Annotated in this window: 23 protein-coding genes; 13 read left to right on the top strand and 10 right to left on the bottom strand. The window is 60.8% G+C overall.

The window, feature by feature from the left end; all coding sequences use genetic code 11:
- The first annotated feature begins 356 nt into the window (after positions 1 to 356).
- From X744_RS161030 to X744_RS1000000175950, 7 genes are all read left to right on the top strand, one after another.
- Positions 357 to 914, top strand: coding sequence for an Hsp20 family protein (locus tag X744_RS161030; protein WP_023758331.1), 558 nt, complete (start codon positions 357 to 359; stop codon positions 912 to 914).
- A 64-nt stretch (positions 915 to 978) separates the two neighbouring features.
- Positions 979 to 1473: an Hsp20/alpha crystallin family protein gene (locus X744_RS161035; protein WP_023758330.1), complete on the top strand. Its 495-nt coding sequence runs from the start codon at positions 979 to 981 to the stop codon at positions 1471 to 1473.
- A gap of 68 nt (positions 1474 to 1541) precedes the next feature.
- A complete protein-coding gene (locus X744_RS1000000170885) occupies positions 1542 to 2297 on the top strand; it encodes an NADH dehydrogenase ubiquinone Fe-S protein 4 (protein ID WP_023758329.1) in 756 nt (251 codons plus the stop codon).
- A gap of 140 nt (positions 2298 to 2437) precedes the next feature.
- Complete coding sequence (locus tag X744_RS161040) at positions 2438 to 2644, top strand: hypothetical protein (RefSeq protein WP_156938496.1); 207 nt, start codon at positions 2438 to 2440, stop codon at positions 2642 to 2644.
- Positions 2629 to 2970: an SPW repeat protein gene (locus tag X744_RS161045; RefSeq protein ID WP_023758327.1), complete on the top strand. Its 342-nt coding sequence runs from the start codon at positions 2629 to 2631 to the stop codon at positions 2968 to 2970. Before X744_RS161040 ends, X744_RS161045 begins: the two co-directional genes overlap by 16 nt.
- A gap of 92 nt (positions 2971 to 3062) precedes the next feature.
- Positions 3063 to 3272 carry a DUF3072 domain-containing protein gene (locus X744_RS161050; RefSeq protein WP_023758326.1) on the top strand — a complete coding sequence of 70 codons (210 nt, stop codon included), beginning with the start codon at positions 3063 to 3065 and terminating at the stop codon, positions 3270 to 3272.
- A gap of 409 nt (positions 3273 to 3681) precedes the next feature.
- The gene (locus X744_RS1000000175950) at positions 3682 to 3810 is read left to right on the top strand and encodes a hypothetical protein (protein WP_280948943.1); all 129 of its coding nucleotides are present in this window, start codon (positions 3682 to 3684) and stop codon (positions 3808 to 3810) included.
- 428 nt (positions 3811 to 4238) lie between these two features.
- Here the strand turns inward: X744_RS1000000175950 and X744_RS1000000175945 are convergent, their stop codons facing one another.
- From X744_RS1000000175945 to X744_RS0136275, 3 genes are all read right to left on the bottom strand, one after another.
- Positions 4239 to 4361, bottom strand: coding sequence for a hypothetical protein (locus X744_RS1000000175945; RefSeq protein WP_023758324.1), 123 nt, complete (start codon positions 4359 to 4361; stop codon positions 4239 to 4241).
- Positions 4362 to 4573: 212 nt separating this feature from the next.
- On the bottom strand, positions 4574 to 5155 hold the full coding sequence (locus X744_RS01000000169420; RefSeq protein WP_245266511.1) for a hypothetical protein: 582 nt from the start codon (positions 5153 to 5155) through the stop codon (positions 4574 to 4576).
- Positions 5156 to 5439: 284 nt separating this feature from the next.
- A complete protein-coding gene (locus tag X744_RS0136275; RefSeq protein WP_031259852.1) occupies positions 5440 to 5667 on the bottom strand; it encodes a hypothetical protein in 228 nt (75 codons plus the stop codon).
- 341 nt (positions 5668 to 6008) lie between these two features.
- Between X744_RS0136275 and X744_RS161055 the strand changes: the two genes are divergently transcribed.
- Positions 6009 to 7754 carry a thiamine pyrophosphate-binding protein gene (locus X744_RS161055; protein WP_023758322.1) on the top strand — a complete coding sequence of 582 codons (1746 nt, stop codon included), beginning with the start codon at positions 6009 to 6011 and terminating at the stop codon, positions 7752 to 7754.
- Positions 7755 to 7773: 19 nt separating this feature from the next.
- On the opposite strand, the gene X744_RS161060 is transcribed toward X744_RS161055, so the two are convergent.
- Positions 7774 to 8103, bottom strand: coding sequence for a hypothetical protein (locus X744_RS161060; RefSeq protein ID WP_023758321.1), 330 nt, complete (start codon positions 8101 to 8103; stop codon positions 7774 to 7776).
- 236 nt (positions 8104 to 8339) lie between these two features.
- On the opposite strand from X744_RS161060, the gene X744_RS161065 reads away from it, so the two are divergent.
- The 4 genes from X744_RS161065 to X744_RS161070 all read left to right on the top strand — a co-directional run bounded on the left by X744_RS161065 (position 8340) and on the right by X744_RS161070 (position 10317).
- Positions 8340 to 9140 (top strand): cytochrome c oxidase assembly protein, encoded by an 801-nt coding sequence (locus tag X744_RS161065; protein WP_023758320.1) that lies wholly within the window; start codon positions 8340 to 8342, stop codon positions 9138 to 9140.
- A 122-nt stretch (positions 9141 to 9262) separates the two neighbouring features.
- Positions 9263 to 9544 carry a hypothetical protein gene (locus X744_RS0136270; protein ID WP_031259847.1) on the top strand — a complete coding sequence of 94 codons (282 nt, stop codon included), beginning with the start codon at positions 9263 to 9265 and terminating at the stop codon, positions 9542 to 9544.
- Between the two features lie 72 nt (positions 9545 to 9616).
- Positions 9617 to 9940, top strand: a complete 324-nt coding sequence (locus tag X744_RS0136265) for a hypothetical protein (RefSeq protein ID WP_023758318.1) — start codon at positions 9617 to 9619, stop codon at positions 9938 to 9940.
- Between the two features lie 128 nt (positions 9941 to 10068).
- Positions 10069 to 10317 carry a metalloregulator ArsR/SmtB family transcription factor gene (locus tag X744_RS161070; protein WP_023758317.1) on the top strand — a complete coding sequence of 83 codons (249 nt, stop codon included), beginning with the start codon at positions 10069 to 10071 and terminating at the stop codon, positions 10315 to 10317.
- 538 nt (positions 10318 to 10855) lie between these two features.
- Here the strand turns inward: X744_RS161070 and X744_RS161075 are convergent.
- From X744_RS161075 to X744_RS161095, 5 genes are all read right to left on the bottom strand, one after another.
- Positions 10856 to 11209: a hypothetical protein gene (locus X744_RS161075; protein ID WP_023758316.1), complete on the bottom strand. Its 354-nt coding sequence runs from the start codon at positions 11207 to 11209 to the stop codon at positions 10856 to 10858.
- Positions 11209 to 11571, bottom strand: coding sequence for a hypothetical protein (locus X744_RS161080; protein ID WP_023758315.1), 363 nt, complete (start codon positions 11569 to 11571; stop codon positions 11209 to 11211). Before X744_RS161080 ends, X744_RS161075 begins: the two co-directional genes overlap by 1 nt.
- A complete protein-coding gene (locus X744_RS161085; RefSeq protein ID WP_023758314.1) occupies positions 11571 to 12791 on the bottom strand; it encodes a divalent metal cation transporter in 1221 nt (406 codons plus the stop codon). Before X744_RS161085 ends, X744_RS161080 begins: the two co-directional genes overlap by 1 nt.
- Entirely contained in the window at positions 12788 to 13087 is a 300-nt protein-coding gene (locus X744_RS161090; RefSeq protein WP_245266508.1) for a hypothetical protein, read from the bottom strand. The genes X744_RS161085 and X744_RS161090 overlap by 4 nt, the downstream gene beginning before the upstream one ends.
- A 261-nt stretch (positions 13088 to 13348) precedes the next feature.
- A complete protein-coding gene (locus X744_RS161095; protein ID WP_023758312.1) occupies positions 13349 to 13564 on the bottom strand; it encodes a hypothetical protein in 216 nt (71 codons plus the stop codon).
- Positions 13565 to 13769: 205 nt separating this feature from the next.
- Between X744_RS161095 and X744_RS161100 the strand changes: the two genes are divergently transcribed.
- A complete protein-coding gene (locus X744_RS161100; protein ID WP_023758311.1) occupies positions 13770 to 16070 on the top strand; it encodes an FdhF/YdeP family oxidoreductase in 2301 nt (766 codons plus the stop codon).
- Positions 16071 to 16140: 70 nt separating this feature from the next.
- Here the strand turns inward: X744_RS161100 and X744_RS161105 are convergent, their stop codons facing one another.
- Positions 16141 to 16413 (bottom strand): hypothetical protein, encoded by a 273-nt coding sequence (locus X744_RS161105; RefSeq protein WP_023758310.1) that lies wholly within the window; start codon positions 16411 to 16413, stop codon positions 16141 to 16143.
- Positions 16414 to 16563 lie beyond the last annotated feature (150 nt).

Genomic DNA, 16563 nt, shown 5'->3' with positions numbered 1-16563 from the left:
AAGCTGCCGATCCACGACAACAAAGGAGATTGTTCAAAGAGGCGGATCATCGCGCTCTTCTAGGACGTCAGCAGAGTCCGACCTGAATGGAGCGCATCGGGCGGTAATCGACTCGCGAAATACGGTCAGCCGGCATCGGCGGACCGTTCCGCCGGCGGATCCTTCTCACTCAGCGGCAAGTCACGGCGCGGGAAGCTACCCGCCACGTGAAAATTTTCCTATCCTCTTGAAGGCGCAGGAACGGATTTTTAGATTCATGTTGGCCGGCCGCCAAAAGGGGCCGGCATGAGCCGAGGAGGCGCCAAGCCTTTTTGGCACCTTCTTGTAAACCATGTTGCTCAAAGGAGGATATGGCTATGAGGACAAACCTTGATTTTGCCCCCCTGTTCCGGTCCAGCATCGGCTTCGACCGCGTCTTCGACATGCTGGAAAATGCGAGCCGCGTCACTGCGACAGACAATTGGCCGCCCTACGACATCGCCAAGACAGGTGAGGACGACTATCGCATCACCATGGCGGTTGCCGGCTTCTCGCAGGATCAGCTGACAATCACTCATCAGCCTAACCTGTTGGTTGTGAGTGGGTCGCAACCTGGCGAGGACAATGGCCAGTACCTCTATCGCGGCATTGCCGGGCCCGCTTTCGAGCGTCGGTTCGAACTGGCCGACCATGTGAAGGTCGTCGGCGCCGGCCTGGACAATGGGTTGCTGAACATCGATCTCAAGCGCGAGCTTCCCGAAGAGATGAAACCGCGCCGGATCGCCATCGCCGGCAGCACGGCAAAGGCAGCGCCGCGGCNAGCGCGAGCTTCCCGAAGAGATGAAACCGCGCCGGATCGCCATCGCCGGCAGCACGGCAAAGGCAGCGCCGCGGCAGATCGAAGCCGAAAAGAACGCGGCCTGAAGTCATCGTGAAACAGAAGCGTCAGGCACCGGCAATCGTCCGGTGCCGCGCGGTTGAACGTGGAGGTGAACGAAGATGAATATGCGTGACCTTATCCCGTGGGGCCGTAACAACAACCAGGCCCCGAGCATCTATAGCGGTGGCGATCCCTTTCTTTCGCTTCACCGCGAGGTGAACAGGCTCTTCGATGACGTGTTGAGGAGCTTCGAGACGCGCTTGCCTACTGCGGGGCAGCTTTCGCCTTTCGATGGCGGCTGGCCGAAGGTGGAGATCTCGGAGTCGGATAATGAGCTTCGCGTCACCGCCGAGGTTCCCGGCATGGAAGAGAAGGACATTGAAGTCCTGCTCGATGAGGACATGCTGACCCTGCGTGGCGAGAAGCGGTCGGAGACCGAGGAGAAAGGCTATTCCGAGCGATTCTACGGCCACTTCGAGCGGCGCATCCCCCTCGGCTATGAAGTCGAGGACGACAAGGTCAAGGCGTCCTTTGCCAATGGCGTCCTGACCCTGACGCTGCCCAAGAACCCGAATGCGCAGTCGAAGGTGAAGCGTATCCCCATCACCCACTGACGCACAGAGCAGGCCGGAGGCGGTACCTAACTGCCTCCGGCGCATCCTTCGCTCCACGGGAGGGACGAATGATGCCGAAGCAAGCAAGTGAAGTCACACCAGTCGTAGAAAGTCTCGGCCCGGCAAACGACAACTGCGGGCGAGCGCTGTCATTCGGCAGATCCGAGTTCCCGCCTGATGCGGTCGCGCGGATCTACAAGCCTTGCCGGTCGGTCATGAGCTCGGGCCGTGCGCGACCGAAAGGATGGCGGCTGGTGTTCGAGCGGCGTATCGCACCCGTCATCGAGCCCCTGATGGGTTACACCGGAAGCTGTGACACCCTGACCCAAGTGGAGCTCGATTTTTCGACGGCTCAGGCGGCCATCGACTATGCCGAACGTCAGGGCCTCGCGTACAGGGTTCAAGGAAGCCCGGCGGCCGAAAAATCCATTGTCGAACCTTCCGATGCTGAGAAGCGGCTGCAGCCCGGCGCGCATCTTGTCTGGAACCGCCTCCAGTTGGCGTTGCTACAGACCAGTTACGACGCTGTTTCGCAGGCGTCGCATTATCGGCCCGCATTGACGGACCCGGAGCCACTTTTTGCCTCGCCGATAGAAGTCGTCGTCGACCCCCTTTTGACCGTCGAAGAGAAACGCGCCGTCCTGCGCAACTGGGCGTGGAATGAGTATCTGGTCGATCTCGCAACATCCGAGGGAATGCCGGAAAACGCACGTCCGACCCGGCTCGACGAAGTGGAACAGGCGCTGCTCGCATTGGAACCACGGGACGGCAGCGAACCTGACCGTTTCGATCTCGGAACAAAAGCAGAAGGCAATGTGAGGTGACGCTATGGATCCGATCATCGTGTTCGATTGTGAAAATGCCGTTCCCAACCGTTTTGCGCTGGCCGTCGCCGGAGCGGGCCGTGCGCTCAGCCGGGGCGCCGAGCCTTGCCCGACAAAGCGACGATGCCAGTGGAACCGCCATGCGCGAGATCGCCGGCAACCGCTTCCGGCCCGACGAGGTCGAGCCTTTCCTTCTGGCCGGCTCGGTTCCGCGTGATTGGGCCCGGCAGGTGAAGAAAGCTTCGCGGTGGCCACGGACAGTCCTCGGCCGCCGCGCCCGTTCTCAACCAGAGGACGGTTCACTGACCATGTCACGAAAGGAGGATGAACAATGCAGAAATGGCTGAAATCTGAAAATCGTCCGGTGATCGACATCGTCAATTTGGTCGCCGGTATCGCGCTAGCAATGTCGCCCTGGTATCTCGGGTTTGCGGCTGAAGCCTATGCGGCCTGGAACGCCTGGATCGCCGGTGCGGTGATCGCCCTGATCGCCGTGGGTGCGCTGGTGGCAAACATCGTGGTTGGGCTGTGCACATTGGTCTCGCCTTGGGTCCTCGGTTTTTCGGCCGTGGCAGCGGCCATGTGGGCGCATGTGATCGTAGGCGTCATAGCGGCGGTCCTGGCAGCGGGAAGCCTCTGGTCCTTCGGCAACCGTCCGCTTTCGAAGGCCTGACCAACGCCCTCCTTATCCCGCGTCCGGCTGCCGTGCGCAGGAACAAAAGCAGATCAAAATGCGTTTCGTCATTCTGACGTGAGGAGAGCGCCATGCAACCTTCGGACCGCGCCAAAAGCGAAAGCATCAATAAGGCCCCTGATGAATGGACTAGCGGTGACGACCCGATGACGCCGGCCCAAGCTTCCTACCTGAAGACACTTTGTGAGCAGGCGGGCGGCGAACAAAGTTTTGCCGAGGACCTCAGTAAGGCTGAGGCTTCCAAGCGCATCGATGCTCTGAGGACCAAATTAAGGCTTTAGAGCTTTTTGGCGGAATCCGGTGACATGCATAGATACTCCCGACCGGGCCATGAGCAGCGGGCGTCGATCGGGTCGTGCTGTGGAATCTTGTCGCCATGAGCGATGAACCGAGGTGACTTGCCGAAGGAACAGCGGTCCCGCGTGCGTCAGCCCGAAAATCACGTCTGCGAGTTTGAGGCGGCGTGAAGCGTGCGCTTTGCCAGACGAAACAGCCATCGCCTTGGTTTTGCTTGGAACACCAAGAGCACGGCGACGGCATTTGCACGCGGCAGGGGAACCGGCCTAGACGCTCCACGTTTCGATTGATCGAAGTTCACCGGTAGGAATTCTGCGATGGCGGAGAATTTATCTCGCGACGATGAACAGCGCGGCACCAGAAAAGTCCTCAAGTGGGGTGTCGTGATNTGCGATGGCGGAGAATTTATCTCGCGACGATGAACAGCGCGGCACCAGAAAAGTCCTCAAGTGGGGTGTCGTGATCGCCACCGTGCTTTTTATTGTGCTGCTGGCGATATTCGTCCTCGGCCCGCGTGTGTAGGCCTTCGAACGGGTCTGCGAGCATATCGGTTGCGGCAAGCGCGCGCCTTTTGGCTTCCCTCCCTTGGCCAAGGCAACCCTGCCCCACCGAAAACGATCGCCAGCTTGGAAGTAGCAGCGCTGGAGGAGAGCCGCGCGCCGGCGGCGTTCGAGGCTGATCGCCACCCGTCGTGGTCTTGGGTGTGGGATCCTTGTCGGTCTCTATCTTGAGGGCTCTGCGTTACACCGGCTTCGGCCAGTTCTTTGCCACAGGCGACGGCTGCTGGGACATGACGAACTTTCTCGAGCCCGCTGGAGAGGCCGCGACCACTGCGGAAGGCGTGCTCGTACTCTCCGCCACGCCGGAACTGGGCAGGGTGCCTGGTTCCAGCAATTCGCCGAGCGCTATGCGGCACGTTTTGGACCGATTGGAAATTACGCCGTGTATTCCTACAACTCAGCCCGCGTCCTGATCGCGCCATCAAGGCTGCCGCCGATGAAGCCAAGCGGTATTCCAGCCGGCGAGACGTCACGGCGGCAATGCGCAAACTCCGCTTCAAAGGCATCGCCCATGGGCGCTCCGGTCGAATGGGACGAGAAGGGCGCAATTTGGCCGCCGTATGGAGAGCGGCTACTTTCGACAGGTGGCCGAGATTCCGCGGACCCCCGGCGGATCGGTCATTGCGTTCCCCTTCCTGCCTCTGGCTCATCATCTTTTCCGATGCTTCCCTCGGATCGTTGCACAGCAGCGCCACTACGATCCGGCCCGCTCGGGAACAGCACCTTCAACTTGTGCTCCGCGCCTGCCCAGCTGCGCGAATGATATTGCCACAGGCACCATTGCTCACCGCAAAGGCGAAAATGCCGGCGATCAGGGCGAGACCGAGCGTCGACCCGATGACTGCCTTGGTCATGACGCCGGCAAAGACGCCGGCGATTGCACCATTGACGACATTCACTATGCCCGCCGTGCTGGTGAAGGCCTGCCAGGGTCTGGGCCTGAGGCCGACATCGGCCAACAAGGCCAGATGATCGTCGTGGGTGGAGTGAACCAGATATCGCGCCATCGAGGGAGTGATCTCCGTGTAGTAGTGCCGGATGCGTGCCATGCCACGGGCATGGACCATATCTTCGATGCCCACCTGCACGGCCCTGACGAAGGTCACCAGTCCGATGAAATAGAGGCAAGGCAGCATGGTCAGGCTGAACAGGACGAAGGGCAGCCCCATCCTGGTCACCTGCGCCACGAACGCGAGGGCGATCGTGGTGCTCGACACCGACGTCAAGAACAGGTTGGCGCGCTGGTTGGCCTCCTGGATGGTGGCGGCCCTGGCGGTCTCCAGCACGAAATGTTCCGTCGTCATCATCTGCAGGAGCTGCTGCCGGCTCTCGCTTTCGTTTGCTTTGATTTCATTTGTATCCGGCATCGCGAACGGATCTATCGGCGGTCGCTGGATTGCCGGCGCGAGGCCGGCTCTCGGCTCGCGACGGTGGGTCTGGCGCCAGTATCAACCGGCGCGAACGAGCAGTCGTCGACCGAAGAACGAATGCCGTTCGGGTAAGGTTCCGGCCCCGATCGCCGATCGCTGCTTTCACGCTCCATCTATATCCAGTGATCTGCAAGGAACCGTGCTTATTCGTCGGCACGGTTCTAATTGTGGACGCTCTCCTGATTTTTGCCGCGAAGGATATTGCGGTCGTCGGGATCGACCAGGTCAGATGTGTCGGTCCTGATATCCGATCCCTTGCGCAACGCTTCTCGTTCCGCGGCCGACCGCTTCAGGTCTGCCTTCGCATCAAAATCCTTGCCGGCATTCTTGGTGTTCTCCCGTTCTTCGATGATGCGGATTTGCTGCTCATGGGTTCGGCGTCCGGTCATCGCTTCCTCAAGGTGTTCGGACCCGGGCCTTTTCTCATGGTGGTAATGGTGGTGGTAATGGCAAGGCGGCTGGATCGTTCCGAACGGCGTCGAATAAGCGCTTTGTCGACTGCGGGTATCGGACTCCCCCGGACTGCCTCGCGAAAGCTGCATCGAAATGCCGTGTCGGTTCCGCGCTTTCGCGCGGCAGCTTTGCCGCTTCGATGGAACAACCCGGCCCGTCCGCCGTTCGGCCACTGGTCGCGAGATGTCCACGCCCGCGCGTTCGAACGGCTGGAAGCGAGGTGCCGTTCGCCGCAACGCCGGCCAAGCCAAGCACATCAACACCAGAGGAGGCTACGATGCCCAACACCGCCGAGATACTTGTCGACACGCTGATCGCATGGGATGTGCGCGTGATCTTCGGCCTGCCGGGAGATGGCATCAATGGGATCATGGAGGCGCTGCGCACCAGACAGGACAAGATCCGTTTTGTTCAGGTGCGGCACGAGGAATCGGCGGCGTTCATGGCGACGGCCTACGCAAAATGGACCGGCAAGCTCGGTGTCTGTCTCGCCACCTCCGGACCGGGCGGCACCCACCTGCTCACCGGCCTCTACGACGCAAAGCTCGATCAAGCGCCGGTTCTGGCCATAACCGGCATGCAGTTCCATGATCTGATCGAGACCTTCACACAGCAGGATGTCAATCTGACCCGTGTCTTCAACGACGTCACCGTCTTTAACGCCCACGTCGCCGACGCGGCGCATATGGAAAGCGTTGCCGGCCTGGCCTGCCGCTCCGCGCTTGCCGGACGCGGCGTTTCCCATCTGTCGATAGCAAGCGATGTCCAGGAGCAGACAGCGGCGAAGCGCTCAATGCGCAACCTGCCGAAGCACACGCCGGACCGGTGGTTCGAAGGAAGCAAACAACCAGACGAGGCCCAGCTCGATCTCGCGGCCGACATTCTCAACACTGCCTCGAAAGTGGCGATCCTCGCAGGACGCGGCGCGCTGCATGCCAAGGCGGAACTCGAGAGCACCGCCGATCTGCTCGCCGCACCCGTCGCCAAGGCCCTGCTCGGCAAAGCCGTGCTGCCGGATGATCATCCGAACGTCGTCGGCGGCATAGGCATGTTGGGTACCTTGGCCTCCCAGGAGATAATGGAGCAGTGCGAGGCGCTGCTGATCGTCGGCTCGACCTTTCCCTACATCGAATACTACCCCAAGCCCGGCAAGGCGCGCGGGATCCAGATCGACCGCAATGCGCAGCGCATAGGCCTGCGCCATCCAGTCGAGGCTGGCCTGGTCGGCGACGCCGCCGTCACGCTGCAATTGCTCAACAAGAGATTGAAGCAGAAAACAGACAGGTCATTTCTCGAACAGGCCCGGCAGAGTGTGCGGCGCTGGCGCGGCATGATGGCCGAGGCTGAAGGCAAGGACGACGTGCCGCTCAAGCCGCAACGCGTGGTGAAGGCATTCGGCGACCGCATGCCGGCTAACGCCATCCTCGCAACCGACTCCGGCCAAAATACCGAACTTGCCGCCCGCCATATCGATATCAAGGCGGGTCAGGACTTCGCCGTCTCCGGGTCGCTCGCATCGATGGCCTGTGGGTTGCCCTATGCGATTGCCGGCGGGATAGCCTTCCCGGGCCGGCCAGTCTTCGCAGTGGTTGGCGACGGCGGGCTCGCCATGCAGCTTGGCGAATTTTCGACGGCGGTGCGCTACAAGGTTCCGCTCAAGCTCCTCGTGATCAAGAACAACATGCTGAACCAGATTGCCTGGGAGCAGATGATGTTTCTCGGCAACCCGCAATTTGCCTGCGAACTCCAACCGATCGATTTCGCCCTGGCCGCCGAGGCGATGGGCGGCATCGGCTACAGCATCACCCGGCCCGAGGACATTGAAGGCGTTCTTGATGCCGCTTTCGCCACCGTGGGCCCCGTGATCATAGAGGCCGTCGTCGACGCCTACGAGCCTATGCTGCCGCCGCGCATGCCGGATCAATACCGCAAGAACATGCGCACCGCGCTGAAAGAAACGCCGGGTCGACAGGAGATAGAAAAGAACCTTGCCCAGGAGCCCCTGAAGACGATGATGGGCTGACCCTGTCCCGCGCCGCCAGTCACGTCTTGACGTAAGCGCCTGGCTGCCGGCCGCCCTTGGGAGCCTTGGCGTCCTTCGAGCGCTCGGCGACCGCCGGGCCGGCGCCGGACGTCTTTTCGGTTGCCGGGCTCGGGGTGGCTTGCTTTGGCGCACTTTTCCTTGGCGGGTCTTGCCCTTCCGACTGGCGCGTCTTGTCGTCCATCTCGCCCATCCGCCGCGTCAGCCCAATCCCACCGGGAGGCTTCCTGTTGCCGGCCGCAGCCTGGGAGAATTCATCCGCCGCATCCGCGCCGACTTTGGCGGGGTATTTGGTCGCGCCGGTTTCATAGCGGTTTTCGTCCTCGGTCATGACACATCTCCGATTGCATGACGGGTAAACATTTCTGCAGTGCGCGGGTTCCGTCGCATGCATACTGGTTTTGACAGCGAAATATCCCAGATCGGCCGCGGCACATCGAAGATAAATTTTACTGCCGGCTACTGCCACTTCCGGGCCTTTCGCGCGTTGAAGCATCTTCAATGGATGTCCCGCGTGACGGATCGCAATCAGACTTCATCGGTGCTGTTCCCCGACGGGTGCGGACGATGAGCTTCGATCCGCTCTTCTCGACTTCGATCTGTTATGGCAGCGGCGCCCCCGAAGCCGGCTGGACGCTGGCGCTTCCCATCACGTTGCCGCTCGCGGCAGCCGCGTCGCTCTATGCTGCGGGCGCCATCCGGCTTTGGCGGCGGAGCGGACGCGGACGCCCCATGCGATCAAGGCGGGCGTTGCTGTTTGCCGCCGGCTGGGCCGTGTTGGCGGTGGCGCTGGTAAGTCCGATCCATGCCCTCGGCGGGCGCGTCTTTGCCGCTCACATGATCGAGCACGAATTGCTGATGGCGGTTGCGGCGCCTCTGCTGGTCGCTTCCTGCCCGACCGCGCCGATGATGTGGGCGTTGCCGATGCGGGTGCGCCAGGGGCTCGGCGTGGCCGCGCGTGCAGGCATGCTTCGGGCGATCTGGGCATTCATCAGCCGCCCTGTGGTCGCCACCATCCTGCACGGAGCGGCGATATGGGCATGGCACGTGCCGGCATTGTTCGAGGCTGCCCTCCAGCAGGGCCCCTTGCACTATGCCCAGCACGCCAGCTTCCTCAGCACCGGGCTCCTGTTCTGGTGGGTGCTGCTGCCTCGGCCCGGCCACCAGCAAGCCTGTGGCAGGGCCGTCATGCATCTTTTCTTCACCTCTGCGCACACCAGCCTGCTCGGGGTGTTGCTCCTGGTCTCGCCGAGGCTCTGGTATCCGGAAAATGCCATCGGCTCGAAGCTGTGGGACCTCAGCCCGCTCGAGGATCAGCAAGTCGCAAGTGGGCGGCGACAGGCTTCGAACGGCCTACGCCTCGTTTGAATCCATCACCTGAATCCATCCGCAGGCGATTATGGCTCGCAGCCGCGACGGCGTTTCGCTCGCGGTTCCGCGCCGGCCCGGCCGGGAAAACGCAAAACCGCGTCCGGGAGCGCGGTCCCGGCATGTCCGACGGGATTTGGCCCCGCCTGTTCGAAATCGTCCCCGCGCCTTTCCCGGAGCTGTGCAATTCCCGGCGCTGTGAGCACTGCGCGCGCTTTCATCAGGCGGACAAGTTCGGGCCGAAGGCCATCGCCTCTGGCGGCGGCCAATTCATGCAGAAAAGCAAAGGGGTACATTCGACTGACCTTTCGATGGCGACGCCGCCCCTCTTCGGCTCATTTCGTGTCATGACGTTCAACGCCCCGGCCAGAAGCATGTTCCGGCGATTTTGTCCGGGAATCTAGGCCGCCGCGGGTTATCCAATAGATTGGAACCTTCCGACCCAGACAGAAGTTCTGCCTGCAAAGGAGGCGATCATGGCCACATCCACGGACCGAAAACCTGCGGCGAAGACAGCCCATGCCTGGACGGAAGCGGGGCTGGACAAGACGCCGGGGTTCGACCCAGCCGCCGCGCCGTCCAGGACCGACGCTGAGGCGGCGGATACGCCCAATGACGCCGGGCAACCATCTCCCAAACGACAGTCGCGGTTCAAGAACCAAGCAAGCTTTGCCAATGCGATGCGGCCGATGGAGAACCGAGCCGACATACGGCCCGGCAACAACTGGCCCGTCTTGGTGATTGCCATAGCCGTGCTCGTGGCAGCTGCGGTCTTCATACTCGCCGCCATTCTTCGCTAAGGCGTGAACTGATAAACCGGCCCGATGCGCTCTCGGTTCATGCGTTCGCGAACTCGATTGACGACGATGCTCTCAAGTCTTTCGTTAGCTTTCTGGCTAACATTCATTGACGGTTTGCCCCCGTTATAATGAGCTTCAGGGCTAACCAATCGATGCAACTCGACCACATTTTCAGGGCCCTCTCCGACGCGACCCGTCGGGCGATAGTCATGCGGCTATGTGAGGGTGAGGCGTCTGTCGGAGAACTGGCGAAGCCGTTCGAAATGGCGCTGCCGAACCTGATGAAGCACATCGGCCTTCTAGCGAGCAGCGGCCTCGTTACGTCCGAAAAGAACGGGCGCGTCAGGACGTGCTCGTTGCAGACGGAAGCAAACTGAAAGCCAATGCCCCGCAAACGCGTCAAAATGAATCGCCTCTGTCCGCTTGGGCGCTTAATCGAGAGATCGTCCTCTCGCGCGTGATCAACGCGCCACGAGAGCTGGTTTCTGCGCATGGGCTGATCCGCGCCATCTTGCCCAGTGGTTCGGCCCGGCCGGGTCAAGATTAATACGAAATCGATAGATATTCGCGTCGGCGGCGAATGGCGGTTCGAGACCCGCGCCCGACGGCAAGCGATATACGAGCCGTGTGCAATTCCGGCGCATCGAGAGGCCGCACTTGATCGAGTTCAATCACGGCGCCGACAAGACAACGATCCTGGCCTGTTCCGCACCACCATCACGTTCGACGAACAGAGCGACGCAAAGACCGTCATCACTTTGCGACAGTTGCATCCAACGAAGGCTCAGCGCGACGCGGGGATCGGCTTAGGCGCGGCCGAATTTCGGCTATCAGACTCTCGACAAGCGAAAGCAGCACGGCCATTTAGCGACATCGGACAAATCTTCCACGCCCTGGCGTTCAAGCTTTCTTTTGTCAGGTTCTGGTCTGGCCTTTACCCTGCGGATGTTTGCGGCCGCCTTCCATTCGGGAAAGGTCTTTTTTCGTACATAGCAGCCTGGGCCGTGCAGGATCGGAGATGTCGATCTTGTCCCAGGGAATGCGATAAAAGCCGCCGCCGCGGCGTAGCCGGAATAGGTCGAGAACCGCAGCGCCTATGGCTGAAGCGGAGAGACGCTCGAATGCGGCATAGATACCGACATGGAACTCTATAATCACGAGATCGTCCCCATCCTGTTCGGCGCATATCTCCTCGATATAGCCGATGCTCTCCCCGCGCTGCGAAAGCACGCGTCGCCCGGCAAGCTGTTCGAGATTGACGGTCGTCATCAGCCCGCTCCCGGGATGCGGCCAATGACGTGGTCCCGCAGCCAGTTCTGCCAATCGAAGATTGCCGTCTCGCGCACATCGATGTCGAACTCAATATCGACGCCAATGTCGCGCACCTTGTTCCAGGCGATCCGATGCGGCTCGCCATGGTCCTTGCCGCCCAGCTTTGCCGCCAATCGCGCCATCCAGCGGCCGGGCCGCCGACCAAGCCGACGCGCCAGGGTGATGGACCCAAGTTCGATCGCAGCCACTCTGGGCGGCTTGCCCGGTCTCAGTTCGGCCACCAGCCCATCGACTTTGCCGATCTTGACCTGCTCGCGGTCGACCACTTGCTTGTCCAGAATGTCGCGCACCAGATCCATCACGTGCCTCCGAATATCTGCAATGGGATGGTCACGACCGCCAGCACGAAACCAAGTGCGATGATGAAGACGACCGCCGCGTTCGAGATCATCCCATTGCGATGCTTGCCCACGTAACGTTCATCGTTCAACAGGAAGAGGAAGGGAATCACGCTCAACGGCAGGCTGGCAGCCGTCAAAGCCATGGAGAAGATCGTCAGCTTCAACGGATCGAGGCCGAAAGCGATCGGCAAGGCGCTGAGGAACAACGACAACGTGTAAACCGTGCTGAAGCCTGGATTGTCGCGCGGCTTCTGGTCTTCGCCCCATGTCCAGCCGAAGCCCTGGGCCACGAGATAGGCTTGCTGCAGCCCGACCTCGAGCGCGGCGCCGAAGCAGGCAATGCCTAGCGAAGCGACAAACAGGACAAAACCCCAGAAGCCGAATACCGGGATCAGCATCAGCGGCAATTGATGGTAGTCGTCCACCTGGTCAATGCCGTGGGCGGGAAGCACGAGAGCGGCAACGATCAGCACACCGATGGAGATCGTGCCGCCAAAGGTCATTCCAAGGAACGCAATAGCGCGATTGGCACCGAGATAACTTCTGTCCCACTGGTCCTCGATGGCGCCCGACGAGTAGAACATGAACAGATAGGGCGAGATCGACGCTCCAAGAATACTGACGGCCATGAACCAGTAATTGGCCCGGTCATGAGCCGGCAGCGTGGGAACCGCGCCCGCCGCGACCTGACCCCAGTCGGGCTTGAGCATCACGGCGCCGGCCACAAAGCACAGTGTGACCAGACCGAGCATCGAAACACCTTTTTCGATAAGGCCGAACGTCCCTTTCCAGAGAAACAACCACGCCAGCAATGCCACCAGCAGCGCCCACCACTGGAAACCGATCCCGGTGGCGAGTTCGAGTGCAATGGCGACGCCGCCGATCTCTGCCGACATGACCATGAAGTTGATCAGCAAGATCGCGAGCAGCGGCCAAAGGAAGACGTTGAAGCCAAATCGCTCGCGAATTCCATCGGCGATGGTGTGATGGCTTATCGCGGCGAACCGACCCGCCATCTCGACGAGAAAGATGATGCAGATCGTCCCTAGAACGACCGCCCAGACCAGCTGGAAATGGAATGCCGCACCGGCCTGAGCTGCCGTAGCCATCGAGCCGATCTCGAGAAAACCGCCAATGCTGGTGACGATACCCAACGCTATTTCGAGCAGCTTTTTCATTGTTGCGGCGCCGAGGATTTGGCGTAGGCGCCCAGCGTCGTGGCGGCTCTTCGCAGGTCCCGCTCCGCTTGTTCAACCTTGCCGCGGTCACGATCCCGTAATCCTGTCTGCGCTCTTGCTGCCGCCGACGACAGCTGCTCGATAGCCTTGATGAGCTCCGCTCGGTCGGAGCCCTCCGGTGAACCGGCCGATCGGATTTGCGCTTCGGCATCGGACCAGATGTGGCTGACGGATTGCAATGTCAGCGACGTGTAGTTCCGGGGTGCCGCTCCAGCAAGCCAGGCTTCCAAGACCATCGATGCCGTCTGTGCGGCGGAGGCCGCAGTTCTCGACTGCTGGTATACCTGGTCTGTCGAAGACGTGCATGCGGTCAACGTCGTAGCAATCAACATAACGCATAGAGAGCGAAGTCGACCTTGGCATTTACCGGCGGAATATACCTCATGCATTTCTCGCGTTGCTGCAACACGATTGCCCTCCCCGGCGCGAGACAACTGCGAGTCTGGTATGTTGGATCGCCCGGTATTCATGTCATCGACCCATCCAGCGACCGGCACCTAGCGCGACGCGGCCTCGCCCTTCCTATATTCGTGAATGAGGCCCAGGATCTGCGCCCGGACCAATTCGCGAGCATCAGGCTGGACGAACGGCATCAGCAGTTCGACTTTCTCCTCGACCTCCTTGGGGAGATCCCCTGCAGGATCGGTGAGACTGGTCTCATATTCGTAAAGGTTATCCGACAGCTTTCTGTCGATATCTGACAAGATGCCCATCGCGTCCGCTCCGGTCGTGCTCAGCGTCGTGTTTCAATCGCTGACCAAAGGAAATGTTCCCACGACGGCGCCTGCCGCGCGTCGCATGCGCTCCGAGACATCGCCATTCAAGGCTCTGCTCGAAAGAGGTTGCGGCTTCGCAGAGCCAGCGGGAACAATTGGTCGCGGGTCGGGTTTGTTTAGTCTTCGTGCAAGGATGACTGGCATGAAACCCGCCGTAACCGATCACATTGAGATAAAGAAATATGACCATCCAACCGGCGGCTGGGGGTCGCTTCGGTCCCTGGTTCGCAAGGCGCGCGGCGAAGGCCTTTTGCTTTCAGGGATATGGAGCACGCTGCTCAAGCAGAACAAGGCGGACGGTTATATGTGTGTTTCCTGCTCGTGGGCCAAACCGGCCCAGCCAAGGCCTTTCGAATTCTGCGAAAACGGCGCCAAGGCAACGATGTGGGATCAGACGAAGCTGCGTTGCGAACCTTCTTTCTTCGCAGAGCACAAAGTGACGGAGCTGCTCGACTGGCCTGATCACGATCTGGAAAAGCAGGGCAGGCTTACCGATCCGCTGCGGTATAATCCCGTCAGCGACCGCTATGAGCCGGTTGCTTGGGATCGTGCGTTCCGTGAGATCGCCACAGAGCTGCGGCGACTCGATCCGAAATCGGTCGTCTTCTACACCTCCGGTCGAGCCTCGCTGGAGGCTTCCTTCATGTATCAGCTCTTCGCGCGAATCTACGGTTCATCCAACCTGCCGGACTCTTCCAACATGTGCCACGAATCCACTTCGGTGGGTTTGCCGGAGTCTATCGGCTCCCCTGTGGGCACCGTACAACTCGACGACTTCGCGAAATGCGACATGATGTTCTTCTTCGGCCACAACACCGGCGTAACCGCGCCTCGGCTGCTGCATCCATTGCAGGAGGCACGTCGACGCCAGGTGCCGGTGTTCACCTTCAATCCTTTGCCGGAAAGAGGACTAAAACGGTTCAAAAACCCGCAAAATCCCGTCGACATGCTGTCACCCGGCCCGGGAACCAAGATGTCCAGCGACTTCTTTCAAATCCGCGGCGGCGGCGACATTGCCGCCATGACCGGCATTGCAAAGGCTCTGCTGGCGCTCGACGACGCTGCGCGTGAACGCGGCAATCAGCGGCTCCTGGATGTCGATTTCATCACCGAACATACGCATGGCTTCGCCGATTTCGAAGCCTATCTGCGCGCCGCCCGCTGGGATGAGATTGTCGGCCGGTCAGGCATTGCGCGGGCCGATCTGGAGCATGTCGCAGAAGTCTACAGTCTTTCGAAGGCGGTGATCGGCAATTACGGCATGGGCCTGACGCAACACAGGCATGGCACCGAGAACGTCCAGATGCTGTGCAACCTGCTGCTGATGCGCGGCAATATCGGAAAACCCGGCGCCGGCATCTCGCCCCTGCGCGGCCATTCCAATGTCCAGGGCCAGCGCACGGTCGGCATAACCGAGAAACCCGAACTCGCTCCATTAGACAAGTTCGCCGAGTTCTATGGCTTCCAGCCACCGCGCCAGAAAGGCCTCGACACCGTGGAGACCTGCGAGGGCGTCATCGGCGGATCGGTGAAGGGCTTTATCGCTCTGGGTGGCAATTTCGTCCGTGCTGTGCCCGAGACCGGCCTGATCGAAAAGCATTGGCGTCGACTTAGCCTGCATGTCGAGATCGCGACCAAGCTTAACCGTAGCCATCTCTTTCCGGGGACGGTTACCTATCTGCTGCCCTGCCTGTCGCGGCTCGAACGAGATCGCGAGGCGAGCGGTGACCAGACGGTTTCGGTCGAAGATTCGACCGCCTGCATACACGGCTCCTTTGGCTCGCGGCCTCCTGCTTCGCCAAATCTGCTCTCGGAGCCGAAGATCGTTGCGGAACTCGCCATGGCTACGGTGCCCGGCAGGAGTTCAATTCCCTGGGACCAATGGGTTGCCGACTATTCCCGTATCCGTGATGAGATCGAGCGGTGCTACCCCCAGCATTTTCGCGACTTCAACAAGCGGTTTCTCACCCCGGGCGGCTTCCACCGCGACATCAAGGCGTCGAATCGCGTGTGGGAGACGCCCAACAAGAAGGCCAATTTCAAGTTGCCGACCATGCTCGAGGCAAATCCCGACATCGACCTTTCCGGCGATCGGGTGCTGACGCTGATCACCGTGCGTTCCAATGACCAGTTCAACACCACCGTCTACGGCTACAGTGACAGATTGCGCGGCATCCATGGCACGCGCATGGTGCTGTTGATGAACGAGGCGGACATCCGGCGTTTCGGCCTGCGCGCGGGCCAGGATATCACTCTCGAAACCCACGCCCATGATGGTGTAGAGCGGCGCGTTCACGGCCTGCGCGTTACGCCTTATTCGATTCCCGAGGGCAATTGCGCCGGCTACTATCCGGAACTCAACCCACTGGTCCCGCTCTGGCACCGGGCCAAGAAGGCTCATGTCCCAGCCGGAAAGTCGGTACCGGTGCGGATTGTTTCTTGAGGTATCCAAGCCGGGCGACACTTTGAGCAGCGCGAGGTCTCGTTCAGCAGTCGGCACTAGACACGAGCCGTCAGGCGCTCTGGCTGCGTTCGACGAACTTGTTGAAACGGCTGGCGTTACCGCCACCCGTTTCTTCCTGGAAAAGGAAGGCCAGATCATTCTCGTCGAAAATCCGGAAGAACTCGTCCCATTCGATGGGCTCCAGCGTTTCCTCCGGCTCGCCAAAGTCAATCCGCAGGATACCGCCCTTGCCCGAGGTGCGTATCACGGCAGGGCGGCCGCCTCTGTCGCTGACCCATTGGCGGATTTCGTCATGATCGGTCGTCGTCCTTGCTTGTGACATTGAAATCTCCGTTCGGTTCCCAAGGTTAGCAACCGGGCCTTCCCTCGCCGATTTTCACACCATCAATCCCGATAATCGGATGATTGGTGGCGCGCCGTAACGGGCCGATCGCTGGGCTCTAACATCGAAGAGCCTGCAATGTTCCAGCGT

It is taken from the genome of Mesorhizobium sp. LNHC252B00, from assembly GCF_000502955.1.
Lineage (GTDB): Bacteria > Pseudomonadota > Alphaproteobacteria > Rhizobiales > Rhizobiaceae > Mesorhizobium.
Note: the sequence above shows the minus strand (reverse complement) of the source record. Positions and strands in the feature narration are given on the sequence as shown.

Bases quoted from the DNA above. Each gene is read 5' to 3' on its own strand.
- X744_RS1000000175950 (WP_280948943.1), top strand. From the start codon at position 3,682: ATGGCGGAGAATTTATCTCGCGACGATGAACAGCGCGGCACCAGAAAA.
- X744_RS0136270 (WP_031259847.1), top strand. From the start codon at position 9,263: ATGTCCGACGGGATTTGGCCCCGCCTGTTCGAAATCGTCCCCGCGCCT.
- X744_RS161050 (WP_023758326.1), top strand. From the start codon at position 3,063: ATGCAACCTTCGGACCGCGCCAAAAGCGAAAGCATCAATAAGGCCCCT.
- X744_RS161095 (WP_023758312.1), bottom strand. From the start codon at position 13,564: ATGGGCATCTTGTCAGATATCGACAGAAAGCTGTCGGATAACCTTTAC.
- X744_RS161055 (WP_023758322.1), top strand. From the start codon at position 6,009: ATGCCCAACACCGCCGAGATACTTGTCGACACGCTGATCGCATGGGAT.
- X744_RS161040 (WP_156938496.1), top strand. From the start codon at position 2,438: ATGCGCGAGATCGCCGGCAACCGCTTCCGGCCCGACGAGGTCGAGCCT.
- X744_RS161105 (WP_023758310.1), bottom strand. From the start codon at position 16,413: ATGTCACAAGCAAGGACGACGACCGATCATGACGAAATCCGCCAATGG.
- X744_RS01000000169420 (WP_245266511.1), bottom strand. From the start codon at position 5,155: ATGATGACGACGGAACATTTCGTGCTGGAGACCGCCAGGGCCGCCACC.
- X744_RS161090 (WP_245266508.1), bottom strand. From the start codon at position 13,087: ATGGTCTTGGAAGCCTGGCTTGCTGGAGCGGCACCCCGGAACTACACG.
- X744_RS1000000175945 (WP_023758324.1), bottom strand. From the start codon at position 4,361: ATGGGCGATGCCTTTGAAGCGGAGTTTGCGCATTGCCGCCGTGACGTC.
- X744_RS161070 (WP_023758317.1), top strand. From the start codon at position 10,069: ATGAGCTTCAGGGCTAACCAATCGATGCAACTCGACCACATTTTCAGG.
- X744_RS161035 (WP_023758330.1), top strand. From the start codon at position 979: ATGAATATGCGTGACCTTATCCCGTGGGGCCGTAACAACAACCAGGCC.
- X744_RS161045 (WP_023758327.1), top strand. From the start codon at position 2,629: ATGCAGAAATGGCTGAAATCTGAAAATCGTCCGGTGATCGACATCGTC.
- X744_RS161080 (WP_023758315.1), bottom strand. From the start codon at position 11,571: ATGGATCTGGTGCGCGACATTCTGGACAAGCAAGTGGTCGACCGCGAG.
- X744_RS0136275 (WP_031259852.1), bottom strand. From the start codon at position 5,667: ATGACCGGACGCCGAACCCATGAGCAGCAAATCCGCATCATCGAAGAA.
- X744_RS161065 (WP_023758320.1), top strand. From the start codon at position 8,340: ATGAGCTTCGATCCGCTCTTCTCGACTTCGATCTGTTATGGCAGCGGC.
- X744_RS1000000170885 (WP_023758329.1), top strand. From the start codon at position 1,542: ATGATGCCGAAGCAAGCAAGTGAAGTCACACCAGTCGTAGAAAGTCTC.
- X744_RS161100 (WP_023758311.1), top strand. From the start codon at position 13,770: ATGAAACCCGCCGTAACCGATCACATTGAGATAAAGAAATATGACCAT.
- X744_RS161060 (WP_023758321.1), bottom strand. From the start codon at position 8,103: ATGACCGAGGACGAAAACCGCTATGAAACCGGCGCGACCAAATACCCC.
- X744_RS161075 (WP_023758316.1), bottom strand. From the start codon at position 11,209: ATGACGACCGTCAATCTCGAACAGCTTGCCGGGCGACGCGTGCTTTCG.
- X744_RS0136265 (WP_023758318.1), top strand. From the start codon at position 9,617: ATGGCCACATCCACGGACCGAAAACCTGCGGCGAAGACAGCCCATGCC.
- X744_RS161085 (WP_023758314.1), bottom strand. From the start codon at position 12,791: ATGAAAAAGCTGCTCGAAATAGCGTTGGGTATCGTCACCAGCATTGGC.